Annotated in this window: 21 protein-coding genes; 11 read left to right on the top strand and 10 right to left on the bottom strand. The window is 73.2% G+C overall.

Annotated elements, in window-relative coordinates:
* The first annotated feature begins 55 nt into the window (after positions 1–55).
* From HS041_RS15890 to HS041_RS15880, 3 genes are read left to right on the top strand one after another with little or no spacing between them, the layout of a single operon-like run.
* Positions 56–748: a glycosyltransferase family 2 protein gene (locus HS041_RS15890; RefSeq protein WP_196441454.1), complete on the top strand. Its 693-nt coding sequence runs from the start codon at positions 56–58 to the stop codon at positions 746–748.
* On the top strand, positions 745–1,461 hold the full coding sequence (locus HS041_RS15885) for a TIGR04282 family arsenosugar biosynthesis glycosyltransferase (RefSeq protein WP_196441453.1): 717 nt from the start codon (positions 745–747) through the stop codon (positions 1,459–1,461). The genes HS041_RS15890 and HS041_RS15885 overlap by 4 nt, the downstream gene beginning before the upstream one ends.
* A complete protein-coding gene (locus HS041_RS15880; RefSeq protein ID WP_196441452.1) occupies positions 1,458–2,069 on the top strand; it encodes a class I SAM-dependent methyltransferase in 612 nt (203 codons plus the stop codon). The genes HS041_RS15885 and HS041_RS15880 overlap by 4 nt, the downstream gene beginning before the upstream one ends.
* 58 nt (positions 2,070–2,127) lie before the next feature.
* Here HS041_RS15880 and HS041_RS15875 read toward each other — a convergent pair whose 3' ends face one another.
* Positions 2,128–2,994: a cytochrome c biogenesis CcdA family protein gene (locus tag HS041_RS15875; protein ID WP_196441451.1), complete on the bottom strand. Its 867-nt coding sequence runs from the start codon at positions 2,992–2,994 to the stop codon at positions 2,128–2,130.
* A 9-nt stretch (positions 2,995–3,003) separates the two neighbouring features.
* Positions 3,004–3,573, bottom strand: coding sequence for a TlpA family protein disulfide reductase (locus tag HS041_RS15870; protein WP_196441450.1), 570 nt, complete (start codon positions 3,571–3,573; stop codon positions 3,004–3,006).
* Between the two features lie 324 nt (positions 3,574–3,897).
* On the opposite strand from HS041_RS15870, the gene HS041_RS15865 reads away from it, so the two are divergent.
* Positions 3,898–4,203: a hypothetical protein gene (locus HS041_RS15865; RefSeq protein ID WP_196441449.1), complete on the top strand. Its 306-nt coding sequence runs from the start codon at positions 3,898–3,900 to the stop codon at positions 4,201–4,203.
* Positions 4,204–4,284: 81 nt separating this feature from the next.
* On the opposite strand, the gene HS041_RS15860 is transcribed toward HS041_RS15865, so the two are convergent.
* Entirely contained in the window at positions 4,285–4,488 is a 204-nt protein-coding gene (locus HS041_RS15860) for a DUF397 domain-containing protein (RefSeq protein ID WP_196441448.1), read from the bottom strand.
* Positions 4,473–5,306 (bottom strand): helix-turn-helix domain-containing protein, encoded by an 834-nt coding sequence (locus HS041_RS15855; protein ID WP_196441447.1) that lies wholly within the window; start codon positions 5,304–5,306, stop codon positions 4,473–4,475. The genes HS041_RS15860 and HS041_RS15855 overlap by 16 nt, the downstream gene beginning before the upstream one ends.
* A gap of 137 nt (positions 5,307–5,443) precedes the next feature.
* Here HS041_RS15855 and HS041_RS15850 point away from each other — a divergent pair, with 137 nt between their 5' ends.
* The gene (locus HS041_RS15850; RefSeq protein WP_196441446.1) at positions 5,444–5,899 is read left to right on the top strand and encodes an ATP-binding protein; all 456 of its coding nucleotides are present in this window, start codon (positions 5,444–5,446) and stop codon (positions 5,897–5,899) included.
* Positions 5,900–6,275: 376 nt separating this feature from the next.
* Positions 6,276–6,569: a hypothetical protein gene (locus tag HS041_RS15845; protein ID WP_196441445.1), complete on the top strand. Its 294-nt coding sequence runs from the start codon at positions 6,276–6,278 to the stop codon at positions 6,567–6,569.
* 45 nt (positions 6,570–6,614) lie between these two features.
* Here the strand turns inward: HS041_RS15845 and HS041_RS15840 are convergent, their stop codons facing one another.
* On the bottom strand, positions 6,615–7,184 hold the full coding sequence (locus HS041_RS15840; protein WP_196441444.1) for a dihydrofolate reductase family protein: 570 nt from the start codon (positions 7,182–7,184) through the stop codon (positions 6,615–6,617).
* Positions 7,185–7,555: 371 nt separating this feature from the next.
* Between HS041_RS15840 and HS041_RS15835 the strand changes: the two genes are divergently transcribed.
* The 3 genes from HS041_RS15835 (at position 7,556) to HS041_RS15825 (ending at position 10,071) form a co-directional block, all read left to right on the top strand.
* A complete protein-coding gene (locus HS041_RS15835) occupies positions 7,556–8,137 on the top strand; it encodes a TetR/AcrR family transcriptional regulator (RefSeq protein ID WP_196441443.1) in 582 nt (193 codons plus the stop codon).
* A gap of 109 nt (positions 8,138–8,246) precedes the next feature.
* The gene (locus tag HS041_RS15830; protein WP_196441442.1) at positions 8,247–9,194 is read left to right on the top strand and encodes a phosphotransferase; all 948 of its coding nucleotides are present in this window, start codon (positions 8,247–8,249) and stop codon (positions 9,192–9,194) included.
* A 184-nt stretch (positions 9,195–9,378) separates the two neighbouring features.
* On the top strand, positions 9,379–10,071 hold the full coding sequence (locus HS041_RS15825; RefSeq protein ID WP_196441441.1) for a hypothetical protein: 693 nt from the start codon (positions 9,379–9,381) through the stop codon (positions 10,069–10,071).
* Positions 10,072–10,169: 98 nt separating this feature from the next.
* Here the strand turns inward: HS041_RS15825 and HS041_RS15820 are convergent, their stop codons facing one another.
* The 4 genes from HS041_RS15820 to HS041_RS15805 form a co-directional block, all read right to left on the bottom strand.
* Entirely contained in the window at positions 10,170–10,832 is a 663-nt protein-coding gene (locus tag HS041_RS15820) for a response regulator (RefSeq protein ID WP_196441440.1), read from the bottom strand.
* The gene (locus HS041_RS15815) at positions 10,829–11,116 is read right to left on the bottom strand and encodes a hypothetical protein (RefSeq protein ID WP_196441439.1); all 288 of its coding nucleotides are present in this window, start codon (positions 11,114–11,116) and stop codon (positions 10,829–10,831) included. The genes HS041_RS15820 and HS041_RS15815 overlap by 4 nt, the downstream gene beginning before the upstream one ends.
* A 151-nt stretch (positions 11,117–11,267) precedes the next feature.
* Positions 11,268–12,854 (bottom strand): serine/threonine-protein kinase, encoded by a 1,587-nt coding sequence (locus tag HS041_RS15810; RefSeq protein WP_307845315.1) that lies wholly within the window; start codon positions 12,852–12,854, stop codon positions 11,268–11,270.
* An 8-nt stretch (positions 12,855–12,862) separates the two neighbouring features.
* Positions 12,863–14,626 (bottom strand): zinc ribbon domain-containing protein, encoded by a 1,764-nt coding sequence (locus tag HS041_RS15805; RefSeq protein WP_196441437.1) that lies wholly within the window; start codon positions 14,624–14,626, stop codon positions 12,863–12,865.
* Between the two features lie 135 nt (positions 14,627–14,761).
* Here HS041_RS15805 and HS041_RS15800 point away from each other — a divergent pair, with 135 nt between their 5' ends.
* The gene (locus HS041_RS15800; protein WP_196441436.1) at positions 14,762–16,882 is read left to right on the top strand and encodes a hydantoinase/oxoprolinase family protein; all 2,121 of its coding nucleotides are present in this window, start codon (positions 14,762–14,764) and stop codon (positions 16,880–16,882) included.
* The gene (locus HS041_RS15795; RefSeq protein WP_196441435.1) at positions 16,879–18,588 is read left to right on the top strand and encodes a hydantoinase B/oxoprolinase family protein; all 1,710 of its coding nucleotides are present in this window, start codon (positions 16,879–16,881) and stop codon (positions 18,586–18,588) included. The genes HS041_RS15800 and HS041_RS15795 overlap by 4 nt, the downstream gene beginning before the upstream one ends.
* Here HS041_RS15795 and HS041_RS15790 read toward each other — a convergent pair whose 3' ends face one another.
* Positions 18,589–19,281 carry a maleylpyruvate isomerase family mycothiol-dependent enzyme gene (locus HS041_RS15790; RefSeq protein ID WP_196441434.1) on the bottom strand — a complete coding sequence of 231 codons (693 nt, stop codon included), beginning with the start codon at positions 19,279–19,281 and terminating at the stop codon, positions 18,589–18,591. It lies immediately after the preceding gene.
* Positions 19,282–19,284: the final 3 nt, after the last annotated feature.

The raw sequence follows: 19,284 nt of genomic DNA, 5'->3' as shown, positions 1-19,284 counted from the left end.
GCACGTCACCACTTCGTAAGGGTTGTCCGGCGCCGTCCGGTCTACGGTCGGAATCATGAAGATCGACGTGGTGCTGCCATGTCTCGACGAGGAGTCCGCGCTCCCGTGGGTGCTCGGGCGCATGCCCTACGGCTACCGTCCGATCGTGGTCGACAACGGCTCCACCGACCGCTCCGCCGAGGTCGCCGCCGAATACGGCGCGCTGGTGGTCGGTGAGCCCCGGCGCGGGTTCGGCGCCGCCTGCCATGCCGGGTTGCTCGCCGCCACCGCCGACATCGTGTGCTTCATGGACGCCGACGCCTCCCTCGACCCCCGTCAGCTGCCGCTCGTCGCCGGCCCGGTGCGGACGGGCTGGAGCGACCTGGTGCTCGGCCGGCGTGTCCCTCGGCCGGGAGCCTCCTGGCCGGTGCACGCCCGGGCGGGCAACGCCGTACTGGCCGCGAGCCTGCGGCGGCGCACCGGCGCACGGCTGCACGATCTCGGCCCGATGCGCGCGGGCAGGCGCGCCGCGCTCCTCAGCCTGGGGTTGACCGACCGCCGCTTCGGCTACCCGCTGGAGATGGTGCTGCGCGCCGCGGCGGCCGGCTGGCAGATCGCCGAGACCCGGGTGGACTATCTGCCCCGCGCCGGCCGGTCCAAGGTGACCGGCACGGTCCGCGGGACCCTGCGGGCCGTCGGCGACATGCGGCGCGTCATGGCGGAGGTCGCGAGAAGGCCCGTGGAAGAGGTCGTGGGAGAGACGGTATGACGCAGCTCGTGGTCATCGCGAAGGAGCCGGTGGCCGGACGGGTCAAGACCCGCCTGACCCCGCCGTTCACCCCCGGCCAGGCCGCGCGCCTGGCCGCCGCGGCGCTGGAGGACACCCTGCGCGCCGTCGCCGCCACACCGGTACGGCACCGCGTCCTGGCCCTCGACGGGCTCCCCGGGACGTGGCTGCCTGCGGGGTTCACCGTGATCGCGCAGCGCGGCGCCGGTCTCGACGAGCGGCTCGCCGCGGCCTTCGCCGACGCCTGCCGGCTCCACCCGGAACCCGCCGTCCTGATCGGCATGGACACCCCGCAGGTGGCCCCGGATCTGCTGCTGGCCGCCGCCGGGGCGCTGGCCGGCCACGACGCGGTGTACGGCCCCGCCTCCGACGGCGGCTTCTGGCTGCTGGGCCTGCGCCGCCCCGGCCCCGAGCTGCTGCACGGCGTGCCCATGTCCCGGCCGGACACCGGGGCCGCCCTGCTGGCGCGGCTGCGCGGGGCCGGGCTGTCGGTGGCGGTCATGCCGGAGCTGACCGACGTGGACGACGCGGACGACGCCCTCAGGGTCGCGGCCGAGGCGCCCGGGTCCCGGTTCGCCGCCGTGCTCCGGTCGGTGACCGGCGTCGGGACCGGGACCGGGACCGGCGTCCGAGTCGGGACCCACGTCGGGTCCCACGTCGAAACCCACGTCACGGGAGCGGGACTCCCCCGATGATGGGTGAGCTCTACGCCGACTCCCTCGCCGGGGCGGCGACCGAGATCGAGTATGTCGACGGGACCCGCAGGGCGCTGGAGGCGGCCCGCTGGCTGGAGCCGATCGAGGGCGACGAGTCCGTCCTGGCCCGGTGCGCCGGTCCCACACTGGACGTCGGCTCCGGACCGGGACGGCTCACCGTGGCCCTCGCCCGCCGGGGCGTGCCCGCGCTCGGCATCGACATCACCCCGCACGCCGTCCACCTGACCCGCCGGGCCGGAGGGTTCGCCCTGCTGAGGGACGTCTTCGGCGACGTGCCGGGCAGCGGCGCCTGGGCGACCGTGCTGCTGGCCGACGGCAACATCGGCATCGGCGGCGATCCCTCGGCGCTGCTGCGCAGGGTCAGGGAGCTCGTGCGGCCCGGCGGCGAGGCCGTCGTCGAGGCGGAACCTCCCGGCACGAGGAGCCGTGTCGACCGGGTCCGGCTCCGCCGCGGCGGGACCGTCGGCGGCTGGTTCGGATGGGCCACGGTCTCGGCCGCCGACCTGGTGCGGCTGGCCCTGGACAGCGGGTTCGGCACGGCCGACTGCTGGTGGGAGGCGGGACGCTGGTTCGCGGCCCTGCGTTGAGCGGGTCCCGATCGGGGACCCGGCCGGGCGGGCGGGAGCCCGGCCGGGCAGGCGGACGTCACCGGCGCGGCCCGGCGTTACGCCGTACCCGGCGCAGTGCGGCCGCGCCGAGGGCGAGCGCGGCGAGCGCGATCGCGATCCCTCCCGCGCCGAGGGCCTCCACCCCGGAGGCGACCGCCCCCTGCACGGCCGTCGCCGCGCCCACGATCGGGTCGTCGGCGGACGATCCCGCGAAGACGCGCAGCTCGTACCAGCCGTAGTAGACGACGTACAGCCCGGCCGCCACGAGGAGTCCCCCGCTGATCCGCGGCACGTGGGGCAGGATGCGGCGCATCCGGGCGACCACCGCGCCGCGCGCCAGCGCCACGGCCAGCGAGAGCAGGGTGACGACCAGCCCCATGCCCGCCGCGTAGGCGACGAAGACGGCCAGGCCGCCCAGGACGCCGCCACCGGCCAGGGAGGCGGAGGTGACCGCGAGGAACGGCCCGGCGGTGCAGGACAGGGAGGCCACGGCGTAGGACAGGCCGTAGCCGTACAGCGAGACCGGGGAGGCGGTGACGCGGCCGGCGCCGAGTGAGGACACGCGGACCAGGAGCTCCCTGCCGCTCAGCAGCCAGAGGCCGAGCCCGGTCAGGGCGATCCCGATCATGACAGTCGCCCATGGCAGGTACCGCCCGACGGAGACGGCCAGCGAGGTCACGACCAGCCCGAACAGGCCGAAGACCGTGACGAACCCGGTGGTCATCGCGGCCGACAGCAGCACCGCCCGTGCCACCGGGCCGCGCCGTACGGCCCCGTCGCCGGTGGCCGGCCCGTCGTTGATCAGCATGGTGAGATACGCGGGGAGCATCGCGAAGCCGCACGGGTTGAACGCGGCGACCGTGCCCGCGGCCAGCGCCAGGGCGAGCGGAAGGTCGGCAGACACCGTCCGGCGCTATCCGGCGCGCAGCTTCTCGACGTGCCCGTCCAGCTCCCCCGAGCCGAGCGGGCCCGAGGCCTTCTCCGTCGAGCCGTCCGGCTTCATGAACACGAACGTGGACTGCTGGCTGACGCCCAGCCTGGTCCACACCGCGCCCTTCTCGTCGGAGAGCTGCACGATGGTCCCGGTCCCGGTGCTCCGGACGAACTCCTTCATCGCGGCCTCGGTGTCGAGGCTCGCGACCCCCACGAAGGCGACGTCGCCGTACTTCTCCGCCGCGGACCTGACCGCGGGCGCCTCCGAACGGCACTTGAGGCACCACGGCGCCCAGAACCAGAAGACCACCGGCTTGCCCGCGAGGCTCGCCCCCTCGAAGGTCTGGCCGCCCAGCGTCCTGGCGGTGAACGCCAGCTCCTGCGGAACGGACGCCTTCGGGGTCGCGACCGGCTCCGACGGCTCGCCGGAGCCGGTCGCGGCCGGGGACGTGGCGGCCGGACCGGCCGCGTCGTTCCCGGCGGTGCCGCATCCCGCGGCCAGCAGAAGAGCGGTCGCCGCGAGGGCGGCGGCCGTACGAGATCTGATCACGGGACCAGCGTAGGCATGCCGGGGACGCCGAAATCCTACGAAGTGGTGAATCGTCGGAAGTGCTCGGCGACCGGCCGGTACAACATGAGCCGATATCGCCTTTCTCTTGTGTCGGGTAAGTCGTGATACCAGATGCCCGCACACGGCCCGCCGCGTCATGTTTTCCCACGGAAGAGGCGTTTCCCGATGACGTTCGCCGAGGTGTTGACCCTGGGACGGGGGAGGTCTACTTTTCCTTTAGGAAAGTTTCCTATAGATAAGCGCCGGCCGCTGCAGCGGCCCCGCCTGCATGCTCACGACGTCCCCAGCCTTCAGGAGTCATGCATGAACGCCAGAAAACGGGCGGCGGTCGTTTCGGCGGCCGCGTTCCTGACCACCGCGATGGTCACGGCGACCGCCCCCGGCGCCTCCGCCGCGCCCACGGACTGCAGTTACCAGGTCTCCGGACGGCAGGCCTCCAGCTACTGCGCCACCGGCGCGGGCGAGCACCGGATCCGGGTGCTTCAGCGCCACTTCCTGCCGGAGATCGGCCTGATCCCGATCATCGGCCCGTGGCAGCCCGCCGGAACCGCCTCGGTCACCGGCATCACCCCGCACCAGATCGTCGACATCTGGGTGGAGACCCGCTGACCGGTTCCACCCGCAGGACGCTCCTGCACGGCCGCGCCCCCGTGTGCCGGGCGCGGCCGTGCAGGGTCGTACGGCATGCGTTCAGACCGTGTCGTCCGTACGGACCCAGCGGGTGAAAGCGGTCCACTCGGACGGAGTGAACACCAGTGCCGGACCAGACCGATCCTTGCTGTCGCGGACGCCGACCCGGCCGCCCGGCAGCTTGGCGATCTCCACGCAGTTGCCGCCGTTGCCGCCGGAGAACGGCGACTTCGCCCACAGGGCTTCTCTCAGTTCCCGATCCATCGGTCTCTCATCTCCCGAACGAGTTCCAGCGATGCCCGCTGAGGGAGCGCCTCCGCGCGGATCGCCTCATATTTGGTGGTGATGTCCGCCACGTCGTCGGGCCGGTCGGTCACCTGGCCCTGGCCAGCCGACTCCATGTAGACAGTATTGGCAAGGCCCCGGACCTGCGCAATGACGAAACCGCCCAGCAGGCCGACGGTGCTGCCCGCCACGAAGGGCAGCACCTGGACGGTGACGTGCGGCAGCCGGGCGGCCTCCAGGAGGCGGCCGAGCTGCGCCGCCATGATCGCGTCGTCACCGATGCGGCGGCCGAGCACGCCCTCGTCGATGACCACCCAGAGCATGGGCGGGTTCTCCCGCTCCAGGATGCGCTGACGCTCCATCCGGGCGGCGACGTCCCGCTCCACTCCCCCTGCCGAGGCGCGCGGCTCGCCGCTGAACAGCACCCGCGCGTAGTCCTCGGTCTGGAGCAGACCCGGCACGATGAGCGGTTCCCAGGTTCGCAGCACCTCGGCGGTCTGCTCGATCTCCGCCCACGGCCGGAACCAGGCGGGCAGCCGGGCCGAGACATTGTCGATCATCTCTTTGATCCGGATGAGCGCCCCGTCCACGCCCAGCGCCTCGTCGCAGCGCCGTGCGAAATCCTCCGTCGGAGGACGCCGGCCGGTCTCCGCCATCGAGATCGTGCCCAGCGCGAACCCGGCCCGGCTGGCCAGCTTCGACTGGGTCAGCCCGGCCTCCTGCCGGTATCTCCGCAGCTCGTAGCCGAAGAAGGCGATCGGCGACACGCTGGGGTCGAGCTCGCTGGGTCTGGGCATCGGGCACCCCCCTCGGTTTCACAGCCCATTTCACAGATTCCGTTGACCATGATCGTGGTCGTTCCGCTACAGACCGTATCCAAAGAGTGCGATGCTCGGGAGACGAATCCGCGAACCCACCGCCGAGCGGATGGAACATGAACGCAGTCATCAGCCCCGGAGAAGTCGGATCGGAAATCCTCGGAGAGGCCTATCTGACGCTCGATCCCGCCTCCGCCTCACAGGCCCGCGTCTGCGTGCGGGAATGGCTCGGAGCCGACCATCCCGCCTACGAGAACGTACGGCTGGCCACCTCCGAGCTCGTCGCCAACGCCGCCGTGCACGCCGCCGGCGGGCCGTGCGATCTGATGCTCCTCGTGCTCGTCCGGACGGCCGACCTCCTGCGCGTGGAGGTCACGGATCCGGGCGGGGACTCCTCACGGCCCCGCGCCTGCGACGCCGTACCGGACGACGTGGAGCGGGGACGCGGTCTGGCCATCGTCCGGGAGCTGTCCGGCGGGCGCTGGGGCGTGCGCGACCGCGGCGCGCTCGGACGCACCGTGTGGTGCGCCTTCGACCTCCACCCGGCACCGGCTTCGCACCCCGGGGCGTGATCCCCGCCGATGTTTCCGGCGGGTCCGGACCGGTGACCGGAACAGGCCGTCCCAAGGATTCCCATAATGCGCCCGTCCGGTCCGGCCGTGGAAATCCCCGGCGTTTTCCGTGACTTTGCGCAAGCCGATTCCGACCGGAACGGCAGGCGTCTCCTGACCGGAGAAGGCGAACCTCTCCCAGAAACCGCGACCCCCGTTTCCGCAATGCGTTTCACCGGCCCGGCCGGACGTCCCAGCGCCCTTCACGAGCCATGCGCAGCGGCGGTGAAGCGCACCCTCCGGCCTGCCCGGCATCTCCGCGAGAGGACGTACGGCCGGGTGCCCGCACCGAGAGCCCCGAGTCAATCACCGATATTCTCCGGGCAAAGTTTTCACCATGAATCCTCGCGCCGACCGGTTTATTCTCATGGCGTTTCACCGGATATCCTCGTATCATCCCACCGGCCCGGCGTCTCCGTTCAGGCGGAGACGGCACCGGAAAAGCCGGGACCGGCTCGAGAGCCTGCGCAACGCGGCCTGGGCGGAGGCCTTCATCCTCGTTCCCACCCTGGTCGCCGGAGTCCTGGCGTGCATGATCGTCCTGCGGATCAGCGGCTTCCAGGAGGCCCGGCGGGCGGGGCACGGCCCGTACAACCCCTACGACGCGCGGTTCACCGCACCCGTCGGGTGAGCCGCGGCTCCGCCGTCGCGGGGGCCGTGTTCCCGCCGCGCAGGATCACTTCCTGTCATAGGTGAGCACGACCGTGCCTCCGTCGAGGACGCGGGTGCCGGCGAGCTCGAAGTGCACCGGGGAGAACTCGGCGCTGAACAGCGGGATCCCTGCCCCGGCGACGACCGGGTAGAGCTTGACGACCAGCCGGTCGATCTCGGGCAGCAGGGTCCCGGCGAGCCGGGCGCCGCCGATCAGATAGATGTCCTTGCCCTCCTCGGCCTTGAGCTCACGGACCTTGGCGAGCGGGTCGCCGGAGACGATCTCGACCGCCGGGTCGGGGCTCGCGGTCATGCTCTCCGAGACCACGTACTGGCGCAGGTGGGCATAGGGGCTGGTCACCCCGATCTCCAGGGCGGGTTCGTAGGTGACCCGCCCCTGGACGCCGGTGTCGAAGTGCGGGTTGTCGCCGTGGACCCCGAGCTGCTCACGGACGTGCGTGGGCAGGGTGTCCGGGTAGTCCGCGACGAGGAAGTCGACAACGTCCTTGGTCACCGGGAAGAAGTCCGCGCTGCCGTCGGGGGCGGCGATGAAGCCGTCGATGGTCACGCCGATGTAGTAAACGAGCTTTCGCATCTGTGTTCCTGTTCCTCTGGTGCGGGGGTGCCTGACGTGGAACGGGGCCGGTCCGGCCCGCGCTCACCTCCGGGTTCCAGGCCCGGGCAGCGGCCTGGGCCGCGGCACGGACCGCAGCGGAGGGTTCCGCAGGTCCGGCCTGGGCGGCGAGGGATGCCGCGACACCCCGTCCATTCGGTGCGGCACGGCGAGCGGGGGCGCGGAGGCGATTGCGGCGGCCGGGGCGACGGGGAGGACCGCAGGGGTCCGGGCGGTGAGTTCGACATGCATCCGACCGCCTCCTTCCACTCCACTTATAGTACTTCAGTAGCAGTGGTTTAAACGTAGTACTAAGCTTAGAGTGGTGTCAAGGGAGACCCTGAGGAGACGTGATGCGACAGAATCCGGAGCGGAGGGCCGCGCTCGTCGACGCGGCCATAGAGGTCCTGGCCCGTGAGGGCGCGCGCGGCCTGACCTTCCGCGCCGTCGACACGGAGGCCGCGGTGCCCAACGGCACCGCGTCGAACTACTTCGCCAACCGCGACGACCTGCTCACCCAGGCGGGCGGGCGGGTCTACGAGCGGCTGCACCCCGACCCGGCCACCATCTCCGCCGCCCTGGAGGGACCGCGTGACCGGGCACGCGTCACCCAGCTGATGCACGAGCTGGTGGGCCGGATCACCGACTTCCGCTCGGGTTACCTCGCCCTGCTGGAACTGCGTCTGGAGGCCACCCGCCGCCCGGAGCTGCGCGCCGTGCTCACCCGACAGATCCGCGCCGACATCGACGCCAACATCGGTTTCCACGTGGAATCCGGCCTGCCGGGCGACGCCACCACGGTGGTGGTGCTCTACCTGGCGCTGAACTGGCTGATCGTCGAGCGGCTCACCCTGCCCGAGATCTTCTCCGAGGAGGAGGTCCGCGATCTCGTCACCGCCGTGGTCGAGCGCGTCCTGCCGGGAGACGCCCCGTGACCGCCGGCCGGCCCCGCGGAGAACAGCCCCATGACGACCCGGGCATCCGGCCGGCCTCCGCACGGCGTACGGCCATGTGCCCGACCGGCCGCGCGATAACGTGACGACCGTGACGAGCAGCGGTCCGGAAAACGAGCCCGGCGCGGAGTGGGAAGCCGAGCACGACGTCGGGGAGGCCGCGGCGGCGGCGCTGGTGGGAGAGCAGTTCCCTCACCTGCGCGGCGCGCCGGTCGAGCCGCTCGCCACCGGCTGGGACAACACCGTCCACCTCGTCGGCGGGCGGTTGGTGTTCCGCTTCCCGCGCCGCGCCATCGCGCTGCCCGGCATCGAACGGGAGATCGCCGTACTCCCGGCCCTGGCGCCGAGACTGCCGCTGGCGCTGCCGGTGCCCGCGCACGTCGGGCGCCCCGGCGGCTCCTACCCGTGGCCGTTCTGGGGCGCGGAGCTGATCCCCGGTCAGGAGCTGGCCGAAGCCCGGCTCTCCGAGGCCGGGCGGATGCGGGCCGCAGCCGGTCTCGGCGCGTTCCTGCGGGTCCTGCACGACCCGGGCCTGGCCGCCGAGGTGGGCGCCGACCTGCCCGTCGATCCGATGCGCCGGGGCGATCCCGGCGTGCGGGCGCCGATGGCCCGCGAGCGGCTGGCCGTCCTCGACCGGCGCGGCCTGTGGACGCCGGACCCTGCCGTCGAACAGTTGCTGGCCGAGGGCGAGAAGGCGGGGCCGCCGCCGGGTCCCGCCGTGGTCTCCCACGGCGACCTGCACCAGAGGCACCTGCTGGTCGGCCCGGACGGCGAGGCGACCGGCGTCATCGACTGGGGCGACCTCTGCCTGGCCGACCCGGCGGTCGACCTCTCCCTGGCCTACGCGGGCTTCTCCGGAGCATCCCGTACGGCGCTGCTGGCGGCCTACGGGCGCCCGGTCGGTGCCGAGCGCGAGACGGCGGCGCGCGTGCTGGCGGTGTTCCTGTGCGCGGCGCTCGCCGGCTACGCGGACTCCACCGGCCGCACCCGCCTCCTGGCCGCATCGCTCTCCGGCATCCGGCGAGCCGTCGCTCCCTGAGCGCGCCGGACGTACCCCGGGACGGGCTGGAGGCGGCAGGCGTCTCCGCCCGTCCCGGGTGTCCCCCTTCCTCCGGCAGGGGGACGCCGGATCAGCCCGGCGGCGGACGACCGGATGCGCTCCCGTTGACTACCTTCCTCGGCGTACGGCCAGCTCAGGCCTCCGCACAGGCAAGGAACCCCCTATGTTCAAGGACTCAGCCGACTTCCGGCGCGTCGCCTCCGGCGTGCTGCTGATCGTCGCTCCGCTCCTCCAGGCGATCGCCGTCATCCTCGACCCCGGCACCTGGGGCGACGAGCGGGAGGCGGTCAGCTTCGGCGCCAACCCCGTCCTCGCCCAGATCCAGTCGGTGCTCTACCACTGGGCGTACCTGCTGATGGCGCTGGCCGCCCTCGGCATGCTGCACGTGATGCGCCGCCGCGCGGCGGTGTTCGGGCACATCGCGGGCCCGCTCGTGGTCCTCGGCTACATCAACCTGTCGGGCCTGCTCATGGCCGACCCGGTGGAGTGGTGGCTCGGGCAGAACTACAGCCCCGACAAGGCCACGGCCATCATGGACGAGATGGTCGGCCTGCCCGGCGTCGTCTTCGGCTTCCAGCTGCCGTGGATCTTCTTCGCCATCTTCGGCACGCCGGTCCTGGCCATCGGCGTCTGGCGGGCCGGGTTCGCCCACTGGTGGGTCCCGCTCGTCCTCGCGATCGGCTACGGCGGCTCGATGGCCGTGCCGTACGGCCCGGCGACCGTGGTGCTCTGGGGCATCCCGGTGGTCGCGCTGGGCCACCTCGGCGTCAAGATGCTCACGATGAGCCGCGAGGAGTGGATCTCCCACTACCCGGCCGCCCGGACCGCGCCGGCCGACGCGAAGACCGCCGTCTGAGCGCGGTCGTGCGGATGCGCCCCCGTCCGGCCCGGCCTCCCTTCCCCGGGAGGCCGGGCCTCCCGCTACACCACCGCCGCGCCCGGCCGCACCACCTCTCAGACGGCCGCGCCCGGCCGTACCACGCCCGACTCGTAGGCGAACACCACCGCCTGGGCCCGGTCCCGCAGTCGCAGCTTCATCAGCACCCGCGCCACGTGGGTCTTGACCGTGGCCTCCCCGACGAAGAGCTCGCGCGCGATCTCGGCGTTGGTCAGGCCGCGGGCCAGGAAACGCAGGACCTCCAGCTCGCGCGGGGTCAGATCGGCGAGCTGGGGAGGAGCCGAGGGCTCGTGGTGGCCGGCGAAGGAGGCGATCACGCGGGTGGTCACCGCCGGGTCCAGCAGGGCGTCGCCGCCGACCACGACGCGGATGGCCTCGACGAGCTGCTCGGGCGGGGAGACCTTGAGCAGGAAGCCGCTGGTCCCCGCGCGGAGGGCGGCGTAGAGGTTCTCGTCGGTGTCGAAGGTGGTGAGCATGACCACCTTGGGCGGGTCCGGCTGGTCGAGCAGCTGCCGGGCCGCGGTGAGGCCGTCCATGCGGGGCATGGAGATGTCCATCAGCACGATGTCCGGGCGCGTGCGGCGGACCACGGCGACGGCCTCCACCCCGTCCGGAGCCTCCCCCACCACCTCCATGCCGGGCTCGCTCTCCACCACGAGCTTCAGCCCGGCACGGACCATCGCCTGGTCGTCGGCGATCACGATGCGGATGGTGTTCATACAAGGACCTCCGGGGAGACGGGCAGGTGTGCGTGGACCCGGAACCCGCCGCCCTCGGGGCGCGGGCCCACCGCGAGGACCGTCTCGCGGCTCGGGCGCTCGATGCCGGGCAGCGCGTTCTCGCCCCCGGCGGCCAGGCGCTTCCTGTCGCGTTCCAGCCGTACGGCGTGCTCGGCCAGGCGGCGGGCGCGGGAGGCGTGGGCGTGGGCGGCCGCGACGGTGAAGGCCTCGATCGTGCCGAGGACGACGATCGCGCCACCGATCACCACATCGATCTTCGACACCGTGCGGAGGCGCCGAAGGGCAGGGAGGGGAACCACCATGCGGGGAGAGTAGACCGTCCAACCCTCCTTGCATATAGGACAAAACGCCCAAACAAGTCGTCTGCAAGCCGATCACAAGTGCACAGGCCGGACGGACGGGCCGTCGAGAAGGTCACTGGGTCGGGAAGGAGACGCTCCGCACGAGCCGGTTGGCCAGCGAGTCGTCGCAGCGGCTGGGGGCGCAGAAATAGATCATCAGCGCGGGTTCGTCCGGCCGCTCCACGGCGTAGCCGACGAAGTCGAGCTGCCCGCCGCGCTGCGGGTCGGCGATCGACCCCTCCAGCCGTACGGCGGGCTGCCCGCCGACCCGCACCTGTACCACCTCGGAGAAGACGTTGACGGTGCCCGGCAGCGAGGACTGCAGGGTCTCTTGCAGCTGCTGGGCCCCGCCACGCGGATCGAGCGTGTCCAGGGTCTGCGCGTAGACGCCGGTGGCCTCCGCGGGGTCGGCCTTGATGATCTCGTTGACGGCCGACCAGTCGGCGCTGACCTGCGTGCTGAACAGCGCCCGGAACTCCTCGGCGCGGGGGGCGGCCACCGTGAACGCGTCGGCGTGCTGGAGCACGGTCCAGTCCGCGGGGTGGTCGAAGGCGACCGGCACCGCGGACGACCCCTGGTAGGGCTCCCACGTGTCATCGCCGCCCCGCAAGACCAGGGCGAGCACCGTCACCAGCGCGACGATCAGCACGATCGCCGCCCCCGCGCCGACGAGCACGCCCCGCCTGCCCGGCCGGAGCGATCCCGGCCTCGTGAGCGGTTCGCTCTCCCCCGGCTGGTAGGTCTGGGGAGGCCGGTCGGTCCGGCCGCCCTGCTGGAACCGGTGGGACTGGTCGCCCTGCTGAAGCTGGTAGGACTGGCCGCTGATCGCGTCACGGAGCTCCGCGACGAACTCGGCGCAGGTGCCGTAGCGCTGCTCGGGGGACTTGGCCAGCGCCCGCATCATGACCCCGTCGACCTCCATCGGGAGCTCGGGCCGGAGCGAACTGAGCGGCGTGGGCGGCTCGGCGAGATGCGCCCAGAGCAGCGCGATCTCGTTGTCCCGCTGGAACGGCAGCCGCCCGGCCAGCGCCTCGTAGACCACGCAGGCCAGGCCGTACTGGTCGCAGCGGCCGTCGATGACCTCCTTGTTGATCTGCTCGGGCGACATGTAGCGGGGGGTGCCGATGAACTGGTCGGTCTGGGTCAGCCCGGAGATCGAGGTGCGGTGCTTGGTGATGCCGAAGTCGGTGAGGTAGACGTGCTCGCCCTCGGCGTGCCCGGCGATCAGGATGTTGGCGGGCTTGACGTCGCGGTGGATCAGGTCGTGCGCGTGCGAGGTGTCCAGCGCCGCCGCGACCTGGGCCGCGATCCGGTTGACCTGGCTGATCGGCAGCGGCCCCCGGTCGTAGAAGAGGCGGCGCAGGTCGGGGCCGTCGACGTAGCGCATCGCGATGTAGAGGGTGCCGTCGGAGGCGGCGTCCGCCTCGTAGATCGGGATGATGTTGGGGTGGTCGATGCCTGCGACCGTCCGCGACTCCAGGATGAAGCGCTGGCGGAACCGGTCGTCCTCGCCCAGCAGCGGGTTGAGGACCTTCAGGGCCACCCGGCGGCCGAGCCGGGAGTCCACCGCGAGGTAGACCACGGCCATGCCGCCCTTTCCGATGACATCCTCGACGTGGTAACCGGCGACTTCCTGGCCGACCAGCGATCTCTCGTTCACCGGCGCCGTCACGCCTCGGCCGGATGGCCGCAGTAGCCGCAGAAGCGGTGCGCGGGACCCAGCCGCATCCCGCAGGCGGTGCAGTACTTCTGGTTGACCGCCGTCCCGCCGGCGGTGGCGTCCGCTCTCGGACCGGGATCCCGGGCGACCAGCACAGGCTGTCCGGTCGCGGGCGCCTGGCCGGTGGCGGAAGGGGGTCCCGAGGCGACCCGGCGGCCGGGCGGGCGACCCGTGTCCGCCTCCGGGGCCGGCGGCTGTCCGGAGGCGGACGGCCGGCCCGGCTCGGCCGGGGAGGAGACCACCGGCAGCGCGGGGAAGGACCGGCCCACCACCACGGTGGCCCCGGCGTCCTCGTCGAGCGGGGGCCGGGGCCCGGCGGGCGGCGGTCCGGGAGCCGGCGCTCCGGCCCCCCTGGGTCCCGTGCTCCCCGCCGTGATCCCTCCGCTCTCGGCTCCGAAGCCTCTCTCCCCGGTTCCGAAGCCTCTTTCACCGGTCCCGCCGGAACCATCCGCACCGGGACCGGCCTGCGCTCCGCGCCGCCAGTACAGCAGAGCGCCGGCGACCACGGCCACGACCAGGACGCCGCCGCCCACCAGGAACGGCCAGAGCGGCAGGCCCGACGTGCGGTCCGGGGACCCGGCGGCGGCGCGTCTGCTCCCCTCGTCCTCCGCCGTGCCGCGCTTGGCCTGGGAGTCCTTCAGGAGCGCGGCGGCCACCGGATGTCCCGGGTAGAGGTCGAGGACCCGCTGGAAGCCGGGCACGGCGTCGCCGTAGTACTTGGTGTGGAAGCGGATCAGCGCCTGCTCGAACGCGGCGTCGATCGGGCCCCGGCGAGCGGTGACCCCGGCCTCGGCCAGCGCCTTGGTGATCTCCCGGACGCCGATCATCCGGCCGTCCTGGCCGCCGCCCACCAGCAGCCCGACGACCTTGCCCTCCTTGTCCTCGATCACCGGCCCGCCGAGCAGACCCTGGTCGATCAGCTTGCCCACCTTGGGCGGCTCGTCGACCTTCCCTTCGGGGTCCTTGAACTGCCGCCCGCCGTCGCCGGCGCCGCCGGCCCGCAGGTGCGCGATGTCCACCTTCTCCTTCAGGCTCGCCGACGGCCGCCCGGTGAACCCGGCGACCGCGACCGGTGCGCCCTCCTTGTCGGGCACCTTGGCGGCCAGCGGCGCGGTGGGCAGGCCGGCGCTGCCGTCGGCGCGCCCGACCGGCATCAGCACGACGGGGCCGTCCGGCCGGCTCCCCGGGCGGACGATCTCCGCTTTGAACCCCTGCTCGTCGGCCGGTGTGATGTTGGGAAATATCTGGATCTCGGTGGCGACGTCGATGATGCAGGTCGCGGTCGGCTTCTTCGGCGGGTAGCACTCCTGCAGGTGCCGGTTGAGCGTGTCGTCCTTGATCGTGTGCCGCTCGAAGTCGTCGGGGATCTCCACGTTGTGGTGCTCGGCGAAGATCTTGTTCGCGGCGTGGACCGCGACGTCCTTGTCGGTCTGCACCACCCGGGTCAGGGTGACGATGGCGCCCTCGGGGTTGACGACGGTCCCGGTGCCGCTGCCCAGCGGCACCTCGTAGCTCCGCTCGATGTGCTGCAGCTTGCCGATGTGGTCGAGCAGGGTGATGTCCACCTTGGCCTTCGCCTCGACGCGGACGATCGCCGGGGTCACCAGGTCGGTGATCCCACTGGGATGTTCGTGGGCCAGGGCGGCGGGCATCGCGGCGACCGCGAGCACCACGCCGCCGAGGAGTGCAAAGACCGTTCCAAGCCGCCGCATCGTCACTCCATACAGGGGATAGGTCAAGGGTCGCAACCTATCGGCTGAAGTCAAGAGAAGGGAACATAGACAAGCGCTTGCTCGGGTAATAACCTGCGGTCCGGGAACCCGCGAACCGGCGGGCGAGGAGGGCTCGTGGGCTACTCGATCGGGGTCGACGTCGGCGGGACGTTCACGGACGTGGTGCTGCGCGGGCCCGGCGGCGAGGTCGCGGTCGCCAAGTGCCTCAGCACCCACGACGACCCCGCGGAGGGCATCGTCAGGGGTGTCACCGCCGTGCTGGGCCGTACCGACCCCGCGCTCGTGACCGGGGTCGTGCACGCCACCACTCTGGCCACCAACGCCGTGCTGGAGCGCCGGGGCGTGCGGGTCGCCTACGTCACGACCCGGGGCTTCCGCTCGGCGATCCCCCTCGGCCGCTACGCCCGGGTCGAGGAGGACCGTTACGACCTGCGCTTCGACCCGCCTCCGCCACCGGTCGCGGCCGAGGACTGCTTCGAGGTGCCCGAGCGGATCTCCTGCTCGGGCGCGGTGCTGGAGCCGCTGGACGAGGCCGCGGTGGCCCGCGTCGGCGAGGAGATCGCACGGCGGGGCATCACGTCGGCCGCCGTCTGCCTGCTGCACTCCTACGCCGGCCCCGCCCACGAGCGGCGGGTCGCCGAAATCCTCCGGGAGACGGTCCCCACCGTGGTGATCTCCTCGGAGGTCTGGCCCGAGCTGCGCGAGTACGAGCGCGCGACGACGACCATCATGTCCGCCTACGTCGGGCCGGTGATGGAGGGCTACCTGCGGCGGCTGGCCGCCCGGCTGGCCGGCATCGGGATCACCGCCCCGGTGCGCGTGATGGGGTCGGGCGGCGGCGTGATGCCGGTCGAGCTGGCCGCGCGCAGGGCGGTGGCGACGATCGAGTCCGGCCCGGCGGCCGGGGTGCTGGCCGCCGTCTCGACCGGGCATCCGGACGCGATCTCCTTCGACATGGGCGGCACGACGGCCAAGGCCTGTGTGATCAGGGGCGGCAGGCCGGAGATCACACACGAGTTCCACGTCGGCGGCAAGGGCAGCTTCGGCGGGCGCCGGGCCGGGACCGGCGTGCCGGTCAAGACGCCGGCCATCGACCTGGCCGAGGTCGGCGCCGGGGGCGGCAGCGTCGCGTGGGTGGACGCGGCGGGCGCCCTGCGGGTCGGGCCGCGCTCGGCGGGCTCCGCACCCGGCCCGGCCTGCTACGGCCTGGGCGGCGAGGAGCCCACCGTGACGGACGCCGACCTGGTGCTCGGCTATCTCGGCCCCGCCTCCTTCGCCGGCGGCACGATGCCGCTCGCCCCCGACCTCGCCGGCAAGGCGATCGACCTGCGGCTGGCCGGGCCGCTGGGCGTCTCCCGGGCCGAGGCCGCACACGCCGTCCACGAGATCGCCAACGCCTCGATGGGCTCGGCGGTGCACGTGGTGACCGTCCAGCGCGGCATCGATCCGCGCGGCTTCGTGATGGTGGCCTTCGGCGGCGCGGGCCCGATGCACGCCGCCCGGGTCGCCTCCCGCTTCGGCATCTCCACCGTGGTCGTCCCGGCCCGCTGCGGCGTGGCCTCGGCCGCCGGGCTGCTGGCCGGGGACCTGTCGGCGGACCGCGTCCGCTCCGCGCTGGACGCCGATCCCGGGAAGGTGTTCACCGAGCTCGCCGAGGCGGCCGCCGCCGACCTGGGCGTTCGGCCCGGCGACCCCGGCGTGGTGGTGGAGCGCTCGGCCGACGTCCGCTTCACCGGCCAGGCGCACGACCTCACCGTCCCCTGGGCCGGCTCCCCCGCCGACCTGGCCGAGCGTTTCTCCGCCAGATACGAGCGGGTGTACGGCATCGCCCAGCGGGGCCCGGTGGAGGTCGTCGGCTACCGCGTCCGCGTCACCCTGACCGCCGCCGGCGCCCCTTCCCCGCCCGGCGCCGGTACGGCGGGCGGGGGCGCGGGAACCGGAGTCCCGGATCCGGCGCGGCGGCCGGCGTACTTCACCGAGGCCGGCGGGTACGTCGAGACGCCGGTGTTCACCCGGGCCTCCCTGCCGGAGACCGAGGGCCCGGTGATCGTGGAGGACGCGGAGTCGACGATCGTGGTGCCGCCCGGCTGGCGGGCGGCACTCGGAAAGGACGCGGCGGTGATCCTCACGAGGACGGAGGCGGGCGCCGGAGCCGAGCCGGGCACGGGAACCGGACCGGGCGCCGGAGCCGAGCCGGGCACGGGAACCGGACCGGGCGCCGGGGGGATCGCATGACTGACGCGCTCACCGCCGAGGTGCTGCGGAACGCGCTGGTGGTGGCGGCGGAGGAGGCGAGCATCGTCGTCGTCCGCTCGGCCTACTCGACGTTCATCGTCGAGGGCTCGGACGCCTCGGCGGCCGTCCTCGACGCCGACGGCCGCCTGGTCGCCCAGTCGATGGCCACCACGCTCATGAACAGCATGGCGCTCAAGGTCGCCCTGCCGGAACTGCTCGCGGACATCCCCGCCGCCACCATGCGCCCCGGCGACGTGTTCGTGCTCAACGACGCCTACCGGGGCGGCGTGCACACCAACGACCTGCTGGTCTACCGGCCCGTCTTCGTCTCCGGCTCCCCCGCCTACTTCACCGCCACGATGATCCACGTCTCCGACCTCGGCGGGCTGTCCGCGGGCGGCATGGCCCCGCTGGCCACCGACATCTTCCTGGAGGGCCTCCAGCTCCCCCCGGTCCGCCTGGCCACCGCGCAGGGGATCGAACCGGCCGTCGAGGCCATCCTGCGGGCCAACAGCCGCACCCCGGACAAGGTCATGGGAGACGTGCGCGCGCTCGTCGCGGGCGCCGCCGTCGCCGCCGCCCGGATCGAGGCGATGATCGCCGAGTACGGCCCCGCCGGGCTCGCGCGGGGGATCGACGACTACCTCGACTACACCGAGGCGAGGACCCGCGCCGCCCTGGCCGGTCTGCCGCCCGGCCGCCACACCTCGTCCTACCCCATCGACGACGACGGCATCGACCTCTCCCGCTCCCACACGGTCCGCGTGGCGGTCACCGTGGAACGGGAGACGCCGCGTGCGGGCGGACGGGGCCGGGTGGTCGTGGACTTCGCGGGAACGGACCCGCAGGTCCCGGCCGCGATCAACGCCTCGGCCTCGCAGTCGCTGGCCGCCGCGGTGTTCGCGGTCCGCTGCTTCCTCGACCCGACGATCGCCATGAACGAAGGCTGCCTGCGGGCCATCGAGGTACGGCTCCCGCCCGGCTCGCTGCTCGACGCCCGCTCCCCCCACCCCTGCGGCGGCCGGTTCGTGCCCATCTACGCGGCCATGGAGGCGATCTTCCAGGCGCTCTCGGACGCCGTGCCCGAGCATGCCATCGCCGCCAGCGGCATCCTCCAGCCCTTCTCCATCGCGGCGGTGCGCGCGCCCTACTGGATCCACCTGTCCTACGACTTCGGCGGGGTGGGGGCCCGGCAGGGCAAGGACGGGCCGGACGCGACGGGCGTGCACTTCGGCATCGGGCGCAACTCGGTCCCGCAGGCCGAGCCCGTCGAGACCCGCTGCCCGCTGATCGTGGAGTCGGTGGAGACCGTCCCCGACTCCGGCGGCCCCGGCCGCCACCGCGGCGGCCTCGGCTCCCGCACGGTGATCCGCTTCCTGGACGACGCGCACGTCACCACCCGCGGCGACCGGCTGCGCAACGCTCCGCCCGGCCGTTCCGGAGGCCTTCCCGGCCGGGTCGGCGGCTTCTACCGGCGGCGCGCGGACGGCACGCTGGAACGCCTCGAATCGAAGGCCGGCAACGTGCCGTTCGCCGCCGGGGAGGCCTTCGTGGTGGAGACCACGGGCGGCGGGGGCATCGGCTCGCCGTACGACCGGCCGCTGGAGGAGGTGGCGGCCGACCTGCGCGCCGGGAAGATCACCGCCGGGGGAGCGTCACGCGACTACGGCGTCACGGTGCGGCCGGACGGGACGCTCGCCCGGTGATCACGGCCAGGGGCCGAGCTCGGGCGGGGTTCCGGTCTCGGCGGCGACCGGCCGGGCGGGGGCGCGCTCGGCCAGCCAGGCGCTCAGGTCGCTCGCGCTCCCCCGCAGCACGACGGGGTCGCCGTCGCCGATGCTCCAGCGCCGGTCGGCGTCGTCGTCGGCCAGCGTCAGGTGCGTCCCCGCGGGAACGCGGGGCGCCAGGAAGTCCACGAGATGGTCGCAGAACTCGATCGACCAGTCCGCCGGCCGGTACTCCAGGCCGAGGTCGACCAGGTGCACCTCCACCTCGCGCCAGCGGGCGTAGACGGTGTCCAGAAGGGTGGCGTCGCGATAGCGGACGGGCGCCCCCCAGCCGTCGTCGCCGATCCGCGACCAGGCGTCCTCGATCGCGGCGCAGGCCTCGGCGGCGGCCTTGCGCAGTTCTTCCGCCCCGCGTCCGGCCTCGCGCTCGATGGCGGCGGCGCGGGCCGGGGCCCCGCCGTCGTAGACGTCGACGAGCAGGCCCCGGCGGGCGTGGTCGGCCTGGCGGGCGAAGGCGTGGGCGTGCTGTTCCAGGTGGGTGATCACATGACCGCGCGTCCACCCCGGAAGCGGGGAGGCTGCCCGGACGTCGGAGTCGGTGAGATCGGCGAGCAGGGCCTGCAGCCGGCGGTGCCCGGCGCGGACGCGGGCCACGAGATCGTTCGGTGTCATGGA

It is taken from the genome of Planomonospora sp. ID67723, from assembly GCF_015711605.1.
GTDB lineage: Bacteria > Actinomycetota > Actinomycetes > Streptosporangiales > Streptosporangiaceae > Planomonospora_A.
This window is presented reverse-complemented; position numbering and strand designations above follow the sequence as displayed.